Annotated in this window: 12 protein-coding genes; 5 read left to right on the forward strand and 7 right to left on the reverse strand. The window is 60.7% G+C overall.

All coding sequences use genetic code 11. From position 1 onward, the window contains the following. Positions 1-7 precede the first annotated feature (7 nt). Complete coding sequence (locus tag AC1DWZ_RS23645; protein ID WP_477171417.1) at positions 8-2,032, forward strand: CocE/NonD family hydrolase; 2,025 nt, start codon at positions 8-10, stop codon at positions 2,030-2,032. A gap of 67 nt (positions 2,033-2,099) precedes the next feature. Here the strand turns inward: AC1DWZ_RS23645 and sseA are convergent, their stop codons facing one another. The 5 genes from sseA to AC1DWZ_RS23670 all read right to left on the reverse strand — a co-directional run bounded on the left by sseA (position 2,100) and on the right by AC1DWZ_RS23670 (position 7,654). Further along, positions 2,100-2,954 carry a 3-mercaptopyruvate sulfurtransferase gene (gene sseA / locus AC1DWZ_RS23650; RefSeq protein ID WP_477171418.1) on the reverse strand — a complete coding sequence of 285 codons (855 nt, stop codon included), beginning with the start codon at positions 2,952-2,954 and terminating at the stop codon, positions 2,100-2,102. A gap of 13 nt (positions 2,955-2,967) precedes the next feature. Further along, positions 2,968-3,672 (reverse strand): alanyl-tRNA editing protein, encoded by a 705-nt coding sequence (locus tag AC1DWZ_RS23655; RefSeq protein WP_477171419.1) that lies wholly within the window; start codon positions 3,670-3,672, stop codon positions 2,968-2,970. 70 nt (positions 3,673-3,742) lie between these two features. Continuing rightward, entirely contained in the window at positions 3,743-4,741 is a 999-nt protein-coding gene (locus AC1DWZ_RS23660) for a cysteine synthase A (RefSeq protein WP_477171420.1), read from the reverse strand. Between the two features lie 97 nt (positions 4,742-4,838). After that, positions 4,839-6,548, reverse strand: a complete 1,710-nt coding sequence (gene ade, locus AC1DWZ_RS23665; protein ID WP_477171421.1) for an adenine deaminase — start codon at positions 6,546-6,548, stop codon at positions 4,839-4,841. A gap of 53 nt (positions 6,549-6,601) precedes the next feature. Next, complete coding sequence (locus AC1DWZ_RS23670; RefSeq protein ID WP_477171422.1) at positions 6,602-7,654, reverse strand: SDR family oxidoreductase; 1,053 nt, start codon at positions 7,652-7,654, stop codon at positions 6,602-6,604. 98 nt (positions 7,655-7,752) lie between these two features. Between AC1DWZ_RS23670 and AC1DWZ_RS23675 the strand changes: the two genes are divergently transcribed. Then, the gene (locus AC1DWZ_RS23675) at positions 7,753-8,658 is read left to right on the forward strand and encodes a LysR family transcriptional regulator (protein ID WP_477171423.1); all 906 of its coding nucleotides are present in this window, start codon (positions 7,753-7,755) and stop codon (positions 8,656-8,658) included. Between the two features lie 56 nt (positions 8,659-8,714). Here AC1DWZ_RS23675 and AC1DWZ_RS23680 read toward each other — a convergent pair whose 3' ends face one another. Further along, positions 8,715-11,831 (reverse strand): EAL domain-containing protein, encoded by a 3,117-nt coding sequence (locus AC1DWZ_RS23680; RefSeq protein WP_477171424.1) that lies wholly within the window; start codon positions 11,829-11,831, stop codon positions 8,715-8,717. Between the two features lie 312 nt (positions 11,832-12,143). Here AC1DWZ_RS23680 and AC1DWZ_RS23685 point away from each other — a divergent pair, with 312 nt between their 5' ends. After that, a complete protein-coding gene (locus AC1DWZ_RS23685) occupies positions 12,144-12,476 on the forward strand; it encodes a hypothetical protein (protein ID WP_477171425.1) in 333 nt (110 codons plus the stop codon). A 45-nt stretch (positions 12,477-12,521) separates the two neighbouring features. On the opposite strand, the gene AC1DWZ_RS23690 is transcribed toward AC1DWZ_RS23685, so the two are convergent. Continuing rightward, positions 12,522-12,884 (reverse strand): hypothetical protein, encoded by a 363-nt coding sequence (locus tag AC1DWZ_RS23690; protein WP_477171426.1) that lies wholly within the window; start codon positions 12,882-12,884, stop codon positions 12,522-12,524. A 219-nt stretch (positions 12,885-13,103) separates the two neighbouring features. Here AC1DWZ_RS23690 and AC1DWZ_RS23695 point away from each other — a divergent pair, with 219 nt between their 5' ends. Together AC1DWZ_RS23695 and AC1DWZ_RS23700 are read left to right on the forward strand one after the other, a co-directional pair. Beyond that, complete coding sequence (locus AC1DWZ_RS23695; RefSeq protein ID WP_477171427.1) at positions 13,104-13,754, forward strand: ribbon-helix-helix domain-containing protein; 651 nt, start codon at positions 13,104-13,106, stop codon at positions 13,752-13,754. A 284-nt stretch (positions 13,755-14,038) separates the two neighbouring features. Then, a partial coding sequence (locus AC1DWZ_RS23700) for a hypothetical protein (protein WP_477171428.1) occupies positions 14,039-14,751 on the forward strand: 713 nt, incomplete at its 3' end.

Here is a 14,751-nt window from a genome sequence, read left to right on the forward strand (position 1 = left end):
CTCTCTCATGGCCGTTGCCGTCGATCTGCCGCTGAAAGTCGAGATTACCGAGCATCTTTGGATCACCCTGAAGGACGGCTGCCGGTTGGCAGCGCGTCTTTGGCTGCCCGAAGGTGCCCCGCAGAAGCCGGTGCCGGCGATCCTTGAATACATTCCCTATCGCAAGCGCGATGGCACGCGCTCACGCGATGAGCCAATGCATGGCTATTTCGCTGGCAGCGGCTATGCGGTCCTGCGCGTCGACCAGCGCGGCTCGGGCGACAGCGACGGGCTGATGTGGGATGAGTATCTCCGCCAAGAACAGGATGACGCGCTCGAGGTCATCGACTGGATGGCGGCGCAACCCTGGTGCGATGCCAATATCGGCATGATGGGGAAGTCCTGGGGCGGTTTCAACTGCCTGCAGGTAGCGGCCCGCCGGCCCAAGGCATTGAAGGCTGTGCTGTCGGTCTGCTCGACGGATGACCGCTATGCCGACGATATTCACTACATGGGCGGTTGCCTGCTCAACGACAATCTATGGTGGGGTACCATCATGCTGGCCTATCAGGGCAGGCCTGCTGACCCCGAATTGGTGGGCGCTGGCTGGCGTGATCAGTGGCGCGAGCGTTTGGACAATATGCCGCTCTGGCCGGCGTTGTGGCTGAAACACCAGCGTCGCGATGCCTATTGGCAGCACGGGTCGATCTGCGAAGATTGGGATGCTATTCAAGTGCCGGTTTATCTCATCGGCGGCTGGGTGGATTCCTACACCAACGCTGTGCCGCGCATGCTCCAGCATCTGAAGGTGCCGCGCAAAGGTATCATCGGTCCGTGGGCGCATATCTATCCGCAGGACGGCACGCCGGGGCCTGCCATCGGCTTCCTGCAGGATGCGGTCGCCTGGTGGGACCGCTGGCTGAAGCACAAAGACAATGGTGCCGATAAGGGTCCGATGCTGCGTGCCTGGCTGCAGGATTACACGGCTCCCGAAACCACGCGATTGGCACATCCCGGTCGCTGGGTTGCGGAAGACAGCTACCCGTCGGCAGGGATCGCGCCGGAAGTGTTCTATCTGAACAAGGACGGCCTTTCCGCCATCGGCGGTACTGAAGAGATTCTGGCGCTTTGCTCGCCACAGCATGTCGGGATGGCTGGCGGCGAATGGATGGGGGCCGGCTGCGTTGGCGAACTGCCGGGTGACCAGCGGCTGGACGATGTCGGCTCGCTCGTGTTCGACACGACGCCACTCAAGGAAGCGATGCAGGTTCTGGGCGCGCCGGAACTTGATCTGGAATTCACCAGCGACAGGCCGGTGGCACAACTCTGCGCGCGGCTCTCCGATGTGGCGCCGGATGGCAAGGCGCTACGTGTCAGCTATCAGGTGATCAATCTCACGCATCGCGACAGCCACGCTGATCCGACGCCGCTCGAACCTGGCAAGCGTTATCGCTTCAAGCTGGTATTGAGTGCCTGCGGGCATCGCTTTGCGGCCGGACATCGGTTGCGGATTTCGCTTTCCAGCGCCTATTGGCCGCTGATCTGGCCGACACCTGAAGTGGCGACACTCGGCATCGTCGCCGGCATCAGCCGCCTCACATTGCCACATCGCCGCCCGCAGTCGACCGACGGCATCGAGCCCTTCGACAAGCCGGTGGCTGGCAGGCCGACGCCTATCACCCAGGTCAGCGATGGCAGCGTCAAGCGCGAGGTCGTGTTCGATCTGGTAGCAGGCGGTATCACCAACATCACCGATACCGAAGGTGTCTTTGGCGAAGGACGCCAGCGCTTCGACGATATCGGCACCGAGGTGCTGCACAATATCCGGCGCGAACTCAATATCGCGCCCAACGAGCCGCTTTGCGCGTCCTATGTATGCAAGCAGACCTATGTGCAGTCACGCCCGGGTTGGGACATTCGCCTTGAGGTCAGCTGCCGCATGACCTCGACCCTCGACGATTTCATCATGACCGCTGAACTTGACGCCTATGAGAACGGCGAACGCTTCGCCAGCCGCAACTGGCGCGAGGTTGTGAAGCGGGATTTGCTCTGACTGGACATCGTCCCTTCGTCATCCCCGGGTCAAGTCCGGGGATGACGTTTTGAATATGGTATGAGAATTAAGGCTCTACCGGCGTATCACCGGGCAAGCCCCATTCGGCCCAGGAGCCGTCATAGACAGCAACATCGCGGTGGCCGATCAGGCCGAGGCCTAGCGCCAGCACGGAGGCTGTGATGCCGGAACCACAGGATGCGACCACAGGCTTTTTGAGGTCGATACCGGCCGCAGTGAATTTCGCTTTCAAGGTCTCGCCGTCATGGAAAGTCTGGTCGGGCTTGAGCAGCTGCGTGTAAGGCAGGTTCTTGGCGCCGGGGATGTGACCGGCGCGGCGGCCGGGCCAGAGTTCCGGTTCGGTGGCATTGAAGCGGCCGCTGGCGCGGGCATCCAGCGCCTGTTCGCGCTGGCTGGTGATGTTGGCCAGCATCTGCGCCTTGTTGCGCACCTGGGTATTGTCGAGGCGCGCACTGAAGTGCCGCTCGCGCGGGGCTGGCAGATTGTCGTCCACTGGCCGGCCTTCGGAGAGCCATTTCGGCAACCCGCCATCGAGGACAGCCACCTCCTTCGCACCGAAAATGCGGAACATCCACCAGACACGCGCGGCACTCATCATGCCGGTGCCGTCATAGACGACGATCCGGTTGCCATCGCCAATGCCCATGCGCCGCACGCGCGAGGCGAACTTTTCCGGTGCCGGCAGCATGTGGGGCAGGGTGGTATCTTTGTCGGCGATGTCGTCGATATCGAAGAACACGGCGCCTGGAATATGCCGTTCGTCATATTCGGCGCGGGCGTTTTTATTCTGCATCGGCAGGTAATAGGTGGCATCGACGATGCGCAGATCCGGCTGGCGGAGATTGGCCGCAAGCCACTCGGTCGACACCAGATATTGCGGGTTGGCGTAGCTGCTGGTCATGAAGAACCTGTATCTATTTGAACGCGAGATTGATGCGCTTGTTCATCTTGCCCTTGCTCTCGATCTTCACGATCTCGACCGGGCCGATCTCCGATGTGTTGCGCACATGCGTGCCGCCGCACGGTTGCAGGTCCACGCCGGCGATGTCGAGCAGGCGCACCTTGCCCTGGCCACTCGGCGGTTTCACCGACATGGTGCGGACCAATTCCGGCCGCGCTGCCAGCTCTTCGTCGGCGATCCAGCGCGGCACCACGTCGTGGTTGCCGGCTATGAGTACATTGAGCGCGTCGGTGAGGGCGACCTTGTCGAGGATTGTCTCCGGGGCGAGGTTGAAATCGAGACGGCCCTTGCCGTCGCTGATCTGCCCGCCAGTGACGTCGCCCTTGATGAGACTGCAAAGCAGATGCAGGCAGGTATGCATGCGCATCAGCCGATGGCGGCGATCCCAGTCGATCTCGGCAGTGACTGTAGAGCCGACATCGGGCAGGGCGCTGCCCTCGGCCGGGATGTGCAGAATCTCGCCTGGCTCGGCACCCTTGCGGGTGTCGATGATGTCAACCTCGTGGTCGCCGAAACGCAGGCGTCCGGTGTCGCCCGGTTGACCGCCGCCCGTCGGATAAAAGATCGTGCGGTCTAGGCGGATGCCCTCTGGACCGCTCGCGACCACTTTGGCCGGACAGTCCTTCAGATAGGAATCTTCGCGAAATAGCTCTTCCATCCCAGTCGACGCTTCTTGTTGCTAGGCGCCAATCATAGTGGGCGTGGAAGTACCTTACAACCGGGCCAAGTCAGAGCCAGCCCGGCGTCGGCAGGCCCTTTGACAGCAGGAAAGCCGGGTTGAACAGCTTCGATTGATACCGCGTGCCGAAGTCGCAGAGGATCGTGACAATGGTATGACCCGGCCCCAATTCCTTGGCGAGACGGATGGCGCCGGCGACATTGATGCCTGACGATCCGCCCAGGCACAGGCCTTCTTCGCGCAGCAGATCGAACACAATCGGCAGGGCTTCGGCGTCGGGGATCTGGTAGGGGAAATCGACCGGCGTCCCCTCGATATTCTTGGTGATGCGTCCCTGGCCAATGCCCTCGGTGATCGAAGAGCCGGAGGATTTGAGTTCACCCGTCTTGAAATAGCTGTAGAGGGCGGCACCTTCGGGATCGGCCAGACCGATCTTGATCTTGGGGTTCTGTTCCTTGAGGAACATCGAGATGCCGGCAAGCGTGCCGCCGGTACCCACCGCGCAGACGAAGCCATCGACCTTGCCGTCGGTCTGCTTCCAGATCTCTGGCCCGGTGGTGCGGTAGTGGCCCGTACGGTTGGCCACATTGTCGAACTGGTTGGCCCAGATGACGCCGTTCGGATTGCTCTCCTTCAACTCCTCGGCGACGCTTTCGGAGACGCGCACATAATTGCCGGGATCTTTATAGGGCAGGGCCGGAACCTCGCGCAGCTCGGCACCTGCCAAGCGCAGCATGTCCTTCTTCTCCTGGCTCTGCGTCTCCGGGATGATAATCAGCGTCTTGTAGCCGCGGGCATTGCCCACCAACGCAAGGCCGATGCCGGTGTTGCCGGCCGTGCCTTCGACGATCAGGCCGCCCTTGCGGATCAGGCCCTTTTCCTCAGCGTCCTGGATGATGGCCAGTGCAGCACGGTCCTTCACCGATCCGCCGGGGTTGAGAAATTCGGCCTTGCCCAGGATATTGCACCCGGTCAGTTCCGACGCTTTTTTCAGTTTGATGAGCGGTGTGTTGCCAATCGTGTCGACAAAGCCCTGACGGAAATCCATCATAATCCTCGTAGAATTCACCTGTTGGTGTGAAACCTAGGCGCTTTGTCGAACCCGTTCAAGAGCCAGGGCGTGGGGATCGGATAAGCCAGCCTTTTCAGGCGGCTATCAGCTCGAATTTGTCGACGTCGACGAGGCCGAGATCGGTGATTTTGAGGTGTGGAATAACCGGCAAGGGCAGGAAGGCCATTTGCAGGAACGGCTCGGCCAGCGGGCAGCCCAGCTCCTTCACTGCGCGGCGCAGTCCCTTGATCTCGGTTGCCACCGTGCGGAAATCGCGATCGCTCATCAATCCGGCGAGCGGCAGCGGCATTTCCGCCAGCACCTTGCCGCCATGGGCCAGCACAAAACCGCCGCCGAGGTCGATGAGCCGGTTAACGGCCACCGCCATGTCCTGGTCGTCGCTGCCGACCACGCAGACATTGTGGCTGTCATGGCCAATGGAGGAAGCGATGGCGCCTTGCGACAGCTTCAATCCTTTGACGAAGCCGCGCCCCACGGAGCCCGACTTGCCGTGCCGCTCCAGCACGCAGACCTTGATCACGTCATTGGCAAGATCGACCAGCCGCTCGCCATTTCGATAGGGCAGGGTCATGGTCAGGAAATCGGTCAGCACCTGGCCCTCACGCAACCCGATCACAGGACCCGTGGGTCCGCTCGCCGGCACGCGGAAGATCGCAGCATCAACCTTTTTCAGTTTCACGGATGCGTAACCGACAGATGCCGGCATGCGGCGCGCGTCGAACAGTGAATCGTCCACCAGATGGCCACCGGCAATCACTTGGGCAACATCGCAGCTGTCGAGATCGTTGAGCAGCACGATGTCCGCCCGTTGTCCCGGGGCGATGAGCCCGCGATCGGTGAGGCCGAAACCGCGCGCTGCCGACCAGGTGGCCAGGCGATAGACGTCGGCCACAGGCGCACCTGCTTTGATGGCGCCGCGAATGAGATGATCGATATGGCCTTCCTCGGCAATATCGAGCGGGTTGCGATCATCGGTGCAGAAGCCGAGAAACGGTGCCGTCGTCGTGCTGATGATACCGGAGAGGGCCGCCAGATCCTTGCAGGCGCTGCCTTCGCGGATGAAGACCTGCATGCCTTTGCGCAGCTTCTCCCAGGCTTCGGCAGCACTCGTCGTCTCATGGCAATTGCGGATGCCGCAGGAGAGATAGGCGTTGAGCTCATAGCCTTTCATCAGCGGCGCATGGCCGTCGATATGTCCGCCCCAGAAGGCCTCGATCTTGTCCATCACCTCCGGCACCTTATGGAAGATGCCCGGCGCATTCATGAATTCAGCGAGGCCGATGACCTTGGCATGGTTCCGATAGGGTACTAGATCCTCTGCCAGCAAACGGCCACCGGCGGTCTCCAGATGCGTCGCCGGTACGCAGGATGAGAGCTGCACGCGGAGATCCATGGCGGTCTCCTTGGCGCTCTTCAGGAAGAATTCGAGCCCATCCTTCCCGAGGACATTGCACATCTCGTGAGGATCGCAGATCGCCGTCGTGGTGCCGCGCGGCAAGGCACAGCGGTCGAACTCCGCCGGCCCGACCAGGCTCGATTCCACATGCAGATGGCAATCGACGAAACCCGGGACAGCGACAAACTGCCTTCCGTCAATCTCGCGCCTGCCGCGATAGCTTTCATAGGTGCCGACGATGCGGTCGCCGCTGATGGCGATGTCGCCCTGCGCGATCTCACCGGTCACGACATTCAGAAACCGTGTATTCTTGATGACGAGGTCAGCCGGTTCCCGCCCCAGTCCCTGGTCGATGCCACGCTCAATCCGCCGCCGCAAGTCACTCATTCAGCCTCTCCTAAGATGAAGAAGCCTAGCACGGCTGGGGTGCGCGCGCACCATCATGGAATGATGCGTCTCTGGCGGAAATCGGCGAAAATATCGGCAAACATGACCTCGCTGTCGACAAATTCGTGGAAGCCGAAGCGGCGCGCCTTGCTGCCATCGGCGAAGAAATCGTAATCCCAACCGAACACGAAATCCCCGAAGCGCCAGGACGAAACATCCCGGTACGGCGTGGAGGCAAGGTTATGCCTGGCCACCATCTTGTTCCACAGCGCCTCTTTATCGGCCATGACGGTATCCAATGACATGGGCAAGGGCGGTGCCATCTCCAGATCGAAACTGGCGGCGATCTTCGGCCACATCTCGTTCCAGCGGAAGAGATCGCCATTGGTGATGTTGAAGGCCTGGTTCGCGCAGCGCGGATCCGTGGCGGCCCAGACAGTTGCCCGCGCCAGCAAACCCGCGTCGGTCATCTCGATGAGCGTGTCATAAGCGTCTGGCTTGCCTGGAAAGCGCAGCGGCAGGCCGAGTTCCTTCGACATCGCCGCATAGATGCCGATGACCATGGCCAGATTCATGGGATTGCCCAGAGCAAAGCCGCATACGACAGAGGGGCGGAGGGCCGACCAGGTCCAGCCCGCTTGGGCAGCACGCGCTTCAAGATAGTCCTGCTGGTCGATGTTGAACTCCGGCGGCATATGGTTGGCGTCCGTCTCTCGCGCTGGCGTCTTGAATGGTCCCAGATGCGCGCCATAGACCTTGTAGCCCTGCATCAGGCTGACATGCTGAAGATCCTTGGCCACCGCCTCGGTCGCCTCGACCACGTTCACCAGCATGGCGAGATTGGGTGCCACCAGTTCCGCCCAACTCGGTCGATCCTGATATGCGGCATAGAAGATGTGCGTGACCTCCCGGAGGCCCGCGAGCTTGACCCGTGTCTCGGCCGCATCCAAAAGATCGACACTGATATGGCGCACCGGACCCTCGGAATTACCGCCGCGGCGCGAGAGTCCGATGATGTCCCAATCTTCCAAAGTCTGCAGATGGTTGATGAGATTGCGGCCAATGACGCCTTGGGCGCCAACGACGAGGGCTGTCTTGCGGATCATCTTCTGTCCTTCTCGACTCGTTATGGTCGGAAGATGGACACAAATAGGTTCGTGAACTAGGTTGCGAGATAGAACATAACTTATGAATTGAAGTCACAATGTCCCGGATCGACGTCAACCGCTTCGGCGAGATGGAGGTGTTCGTGGCGGCGGTGGAGCAGGGCGGCTTCTCGGCGGCCGGCCGCGCGCTGCGGCTGACACCCTCCGCGGTCAGCAAATTGATGACGCGGCTGGAGGCGCGGCTGGGCGCCCGGCTGCTCAACCGCTCGACGCGCAAGCTGCAACTGACACCTGAGGGCTGCATCTTCTTTGAGCGCGCCCGCACTTTGCTGGCGGACCTCAATGAGGCGGAACTGGCTGCTGGTGCCAGCGAAACGCCGCATGGCACTGTCGCGATCACGGCCAACGTGCCCTTCGGCACACATTTCCTGTTGCCCCTGCTGCCAGCATTCCAAACTGCTTACCCTGCGGTGGCCCTCGACATTCACCTCAGCGATACGATCGTCGATCTCCTGGAGGCGCGGGTCGATGTCGCCATTCGCGCCGGTCCACTCAAGAGTTCCGGCCTCATGGCGCGGAAACTCGGAGAGACACGCAAGATCATCGTCGCAGCGCCGGCCTATCTCGCACGGCACGGCGTGCCGAAAACGCCGGCTGCCCTGTCACAGCACAATCTGCTCGGGCCGACTTATGTGCGTGCGGTCACCGATTGGCCATTCATGGTCGATGGCAAGGCCGTCAGCGTGGCGGCCACTGGCACCATACGTGTCAGCGATGGCGAAGCCCTGCGGCAGCTTGCCCTCTCGAGCGTGGGTCTTGCCCGGCTCTCCGCCTTTCAAATAGCAGGCGACGTCAAGGCAAAACGCCTGCTGCCGGTGCTGGAAAAATTCAATCCCGGCGACCGAGAGGCCTTTCACGCCGTCCATCTCGGCCAAGGCGGACATCTTCCGGCACGGGTGCGGGCCGTGCTTGACTTCCTGGCGGCAAAAGTGCGCCTGCGCTAGGCGGTTTTCTTGGGTCCTCGGGTTAAGCTTGAGGATGACAGTGTAGACCTTCCGCCTTAAACCTTGCGATGCTTCTCGCGGTTCTTTGCCAAGAACACTGACGCCTCGCCGGCAGGCAGGGGCTTCGAATAGAGATAGCCCTGGCCGAATTGAACGCCGAGGCGCTTCAGCTCGGTGGCCTGCTCTTCATTCTCGATCCCTTCGGCGACGACATCGCGCTCCAGGATGTGGGCGAGGCTGGCGATGACGCGTACGATTTCCAGGCCCTCGCGGCTGTCGGCGATGCGCATGACGAAGGAACGGTCGACTTTGAGTGTGTGGAACGGGAAGCGGTGCAGGTGGCTCAGGGATGAATAGCCGGTGCCGAAATCGTCGATCGACACTTTGCAACCCAGCGCAATGATGCGGCGCAGCACTTCGTTCGTGCGCTCCGGATTGTCCATGATCAGGCTTTCGGTGATCTCGATCTTGAGCGCATGAGCGGGAATGCCGGCAACCTTGATGGCGCGTTCGATATCTTCGGCAAGGCCCGCCGCCGCGAATTGCTTGCCAGAGACATTGACCGCGATCTGCGGTGGGTCGCCTTCCGCGGGCATCCAGGCCGCGATCTGGCGCGCCGCATCCATGATGCATTTGCGGCCGATATCAATGATCATGTCGGTGTCTTCGGCGAGTGGGATGAAGTCGAGCGGCGAGATCAGCCCGCGATCCGGATGGCGCCAGCGGATCAGCGCCTCGAAGCCGTGCACATGGCCGTCCTTGAGGTCGATGATCGGCTGATAGAACAATTCCAACTGGTCGCCGGCGATGATGGCGCGTTTCAAATCGGCTTCAAGCCCAAAGCGCTTCATGGCCGACTGATGCATGCTCTCCTCGAAGCGTACCACTTGGCTGCGGCCTTGCGCCTTGGCGCGGTAGAGGGCGAGATTGGCGTCGCGCAGCAGTTCGTCACCGGCAGCACCCGCCGCCTGCGACGCCAACACGAAGCCGATCGAGGCCTCGATATCGATCTGCCGGCCTTCGATCTCCATGCGCCGGTCCAGCACCGTCTTTATCGCCACAATCAGTTCTTCGACATTTTCTTCGACATTGCCGGCGATGAAGCGGGTGATGGCATACTCGTCCTCGCCGAGATGGGCGAGGGTGTCGTCGGGGCGGACAATTCCTTCCAGGCTGCGCGCCAGCATGATCAGGATGTCGTCGCCAACCTTCTGGCCCAGCGTCTCGTTGTAGTGGCCGAAGCGGTCGATATCGAGGATTGCCACCACGACATCGGCATTGGGGTCTTTTGCCCAAAGTTGCAGCGCCTGGTCCGTGCGCTCCACCAGGAGTGTCCGGTTCGGCAGGCGCGTGAGGTGCGAGTGGAAGGCGTTGAACAACAGATCCTGTTCAGCCTTCTTGCGCGCGGCGATATCCGTCATCGATCCGGCAAAGCGGGTGGCCGTGCCCTTGGCATCGCGCACGGCCATGCCGCGGATGGCGACCCAGCGGTCATTGCCTTCGGCATGCCGCATGCGCAGTTCCTGCTCGAAATGCGTGGAGCTACCCTTGAGATGCGCATCGATGGCGGCGCGCATGATGTCGATATCGTCCCGATGCACGCGGTCGAACCAGTCGCCTGGCTGGCCGGACATGCGGTCGCCGCGCAGGCCCAGCATCTGCTGCCAACGTGGCGAGGTATAGAGAGTGTTGTCGGTCAGGTCCCAATCCCACAGCCCGTCATTGGCACCGCGCGCGGCCAAGGCATAGCGTTCTTCGCTGTCTCGTAAACCGAGCTCGGCCCGGCGGCGGTTGCGCTCTTCGGCAATCGTGCGCAGCGCCATTTGTGTGGTGGCGTTGAGGACGATCGAGAGGACCGGGTAGAGTACGTTGATCCAGATGCCGCCCGGGAACAGCGCGATATAGGTGAAGCCGAACCAGACGGCAGCCAATCCACCGTTTGCGATCAGCCCGGTGCCGGTCGCCAGACCGCGGGCGAGGGCGATACTGATGGCGCCAAGGACGACAATGGCGGCAATGCTGACATCGAGCGCCCAACCGGGGCGGGCGAGGTTGCCACCGTGGATCAGGCGTTCGGCCATGGTCGCGTTGCGCTCGACCCCTGGCAGTTCGTTCTCGAACGGCGAGCGGACGAAATCTGAGCCGCCCTGATAATTGGTGCCGAAGATCACCAGCTTGTTCTTGAATGTATCCGGGGCCAGACGCCCACTGATGATGTCGGCAAAGGAGATCGTGTTGAACGTGCCGGCTTTGCCGAAATAATTGACGATGACAGCATTGTCGGCGTCGATGGCAATCGGCCGGTCGTTGCCAAGCAGGACCGCGGAACCCAGCACCAGGCTGACATCCTGCCAAGGTACATCGAGATAATGGGCGGTCGCTGCCACGGCGAGGGGAGCAAAGCAGTCTTCGGCGAAATAGGTCGCGAGATATTCTGACCGTGGCGTGCCGTCGACATCGAGATTGATGTTCACATTGCCGCCGAGCCAGGCCGCGTCCGCGAGCGCAGGCAGGGGAGCCTGCATCCCGGCGCCGAACTGGGCAGCGACGCCCCCCGTGCAGGCCGGCTTGGTGCGGCTATAGGCCCAGTTGGCAACCTTGTCGGGCGTTTCGGTGCTGCCGGCATCGGGAGAATAAGCGAAAGCCAGTACGACGTTGCCTGCCTTCCGGAGCGAGGCTGCGAGAATCTCGTCGGCTGAGCTCCCTTCCGCCAGAGCAAGGGCCTGCTCGCTCGCAGCGTTGCCCGCAGGAATGGAGGCAGCCAGTTTCTGCAATTGCTGGCGGATGTCGGTAGGCAGATCCAGTTCGGGCTCAAGCCACAGATAGTCGACCGCGATGGTCTTGGCACCTTCGGCCGCGACACGGTCGATCGCCTGGGCAATCAGGCGTCGGCTGATCGGCCAGCGGCCCAATGTCTGGGTCGATTTTTCGTCGAAGCCGACCACCACCACGTCGCCGCTCGGCTGCTCCGGACCGCGCAACAGGAAGCGGGAGTTGAGGGTCAGCCGCTCGATACGCTCCAACTGGTCGGGCGCAATAAGGTTAAGGAGCACCACGGCCAAAGTGACCAGCAATCCGGTCACCAACGCGCCGCGCTCGAACCCCCAGCGGGAGAGGGCAAAACGCTGGCGGCGATCCGGCCGGGCGGTTGTATCTGGTGTCGAATTGCTCAAACCGGCCGATTCCCGCTGCAAGTATTGGAGAATAATGGGCTTGTTCTCAGGACGAACTCAACAGTCCGCGCGGAGCTTTTTCGTTAAAATCGACATTAGCTCACATTTTAAGGGTATGGTTAAGAAATACTTTACAGGCGCAGTAGGTTATTTAAATATATAATAATCAATATGATACAGAAAATATCTAATGTGATATATAAGGATTTGGCTATGCCAACCGCATTGCGGCAGGGGATTGCGGTATGGAATCGATTCGATTAGCTTTTATCCAGTATTTTATATGTTGCAGCGCAAGGGATGAGCGCAGCTATGAACCAGACCGAGACCAACGACCAGCCGATCGAGGCAACTGACGCCGGTGGACGTACCGCGGTGGATCAGTTCTCCTTGAACCTCACCGATTTGCTGCCGGACGCGAATGGCGAGATTGTCATCCTCAATGAGGGCGACGATCCCTGCCTCAACATCGTCACGGATCTGCGCTTGCTGGAAAGTGGGATTGCCGAGGCGCATGTGACCGACGGCGGTATCGAGGTGAAGGGATTGCAGTACTGGGTCTTCGAGGATGGTACCAAGCTCTATTACTCGCCCGGCCTCAGCATCTCGGTCGATCATCCGGTCGAGCACCATCCCATCGGCTGAAAATCGTCCCGGCTAAACGATTAGCTAATCGTTTAGCTCGGCCTTTTAGGGCAGTTCCTGCTCTTCCTCATCTGTGCCATCCAGCAGCTCCGTGATCGGGCTTAGGGACGAGCGTAGCCGTTTGCGGCGCATCAGCTTGTCCTGGGCAGCGGGCGGGAAGTCGGTCAGCGTGACCAGATTCTTGGTCAGCAAAATGTCGGTCAGATCCTCATAAACGCGAATCATGTCGAGATCGGACTGCAGCATGGCTGGCTTTTCAAGGCTGCCGATCGGCAATTGGGCAACATTCTGTTGCAGAAAGCCTTGCACGGCAGGGTGGCTTGGCGGCAGATATTCCTCAGCGCCAGCAGAGATTTCGCGGTAGAGGGCCATCACCTGGCCAGTCCCGTCCCGCTTCACAAAAGGCATAACTGAACCCCCAGGGGAGAATGTTTCGCTATTCTAGCCATTTGCAGGCCTTGGCTGAAAGCACAAATGAGCCTCTAGCCTTTTGACCTCCAAATGTGTCACACTGTCGTGTGTGCTGATCGGCGGGGGCCGGCCGCGCGCTCAACCATTTTTGGGCGTAGCGCATGCCGGCCACAGATCAGTCACGGCTGGTTTTCATTCTGAAGGGGGTCGGGCGGAATGGAGTTGCAACGCGAATCGTCGGTGGCATTGGCAAAGTCGCTGCCGGATCCGAAGCTGGTGCATCGCGTCGTTCAGTATCGCGGCCGGCGCTATTCCCTGAAATTGGACCAGGCATCCTGGGCAGCCCTCGAGCAGGCTGCTGCGCGGCGGCGCATGCGCCTTAATCAGCTGGTTGACGAACTCTCCACCGCGACCAATCACGAAGGCAATTTTTCGGCGACCGTGCGGGCGCAATGCCTGGCCGAACTCAAGCAGCAGATCTCCGATCTGGAAGACCGGGTGCGGCAGCAATCGATGTCGGGCCAAGGTGTTTCAGCCTCTTTGATTGCAGACGCCTGCCCTGTGCCGGCGTTCGTCGCAAATGGCCAGAACATCATGTTAAAGGCCAACAGCGCCGCGCAAAAATGGCTGGGTCTCGGTGAATCCGCACTTGTTGGTAAGCCGCTCGACCAGTACTTCCAGGTCAAGTCCTCGCTGCCCCTCAACCAAATTGTGGAACAGTTCGCTCAGGGCCGAAATCAGGTCTATCCAGCCCGTATCGTATGCCTGCGGCCCGGTCGGTTGATCATGGCGAAGGCAAATATCTGTCCGATTCTGCGTCGGGCAGAGGGTGATCTCGCTTACGTGTTGATGATTGAAATTGCTTGATAATTTCCGGTGCGGACTTCTGTCCGCGCTAGGTGTTTTGTCCTGATACCAGCAGCCCGGTGACAAAGCTGTACGTATCCGAGACGTAATTATTCCAAATTTTCCCAAAAAACAAATCTGCTCACACGATCGTATATTGATCCGTGGTTGGTGGCCGTTGAGCGTGACATTCCGCGCGCTTATTGTCGCACCATCAGTAAGGGGTCAGCGATTTATTCCATTACTTTTGCAAGAAATCGCTGCATCGCCCCGCCTCATAGTTAACCGACCGATTGGAGCGAGCTATGGCCACGGACAACACCACCAACCAGACTGAAACTGCCAACAACACCTCTACTATCCATGAGAGTGACGTCGAGCAGGTTCATCTGACCCAATCCAGCGGTACGCCGGTGCAGGTCCAGGTGCCGCAGGGTGCCAATGTGGTGCGCATCCAGGTAACCCCTGGTGAAACCGTCGAACTGCCGTTCCCGACCGATGGCCTGGTCGCCAAGCTCAGCCCAGACAATGCCAACCTCGCGGTGAAGGTCGGCGATATCACGGTCATTCTCCTCGGCTACAGCGAAGCCACCGCGGCAAGCCCGATCACCATCGTCGGCAACGATAACAAGCCCGTCGACGTGGTCGAAGTCCTCGCCGCGACCGACCCCAACCTCGACATCCAGACGGCAGCCGGCGGCGCCGCGGACCAGGGGACCGGCGTCGACAACAACGGCGGCGTGTTCAGCCCGTTTGATCCCAATGCCGGCATCGGTGGCTTGAATGCCGTCGGCGGCCTCCAGGCGACGGCACTGCAATACAATCTCATCCAGCGCGCGTTCGAGCCGATCATCGAAGCCGACGAAGAAGACACCTCGCCGGTGGTCATCAGCATCACGAAGCCGAACGCGGTTAACGAGGACGATCTGACGGGTGGCCGTGGCAATGACCAGGCGGCCAAGGAGATCGAGGATTTCCCGTCGCATGTGCTTGATGGGCTGAACGATGTGCCCGGTAT

The organism is Dongia sp. P2_B8, from assembly GCF_056404715.1.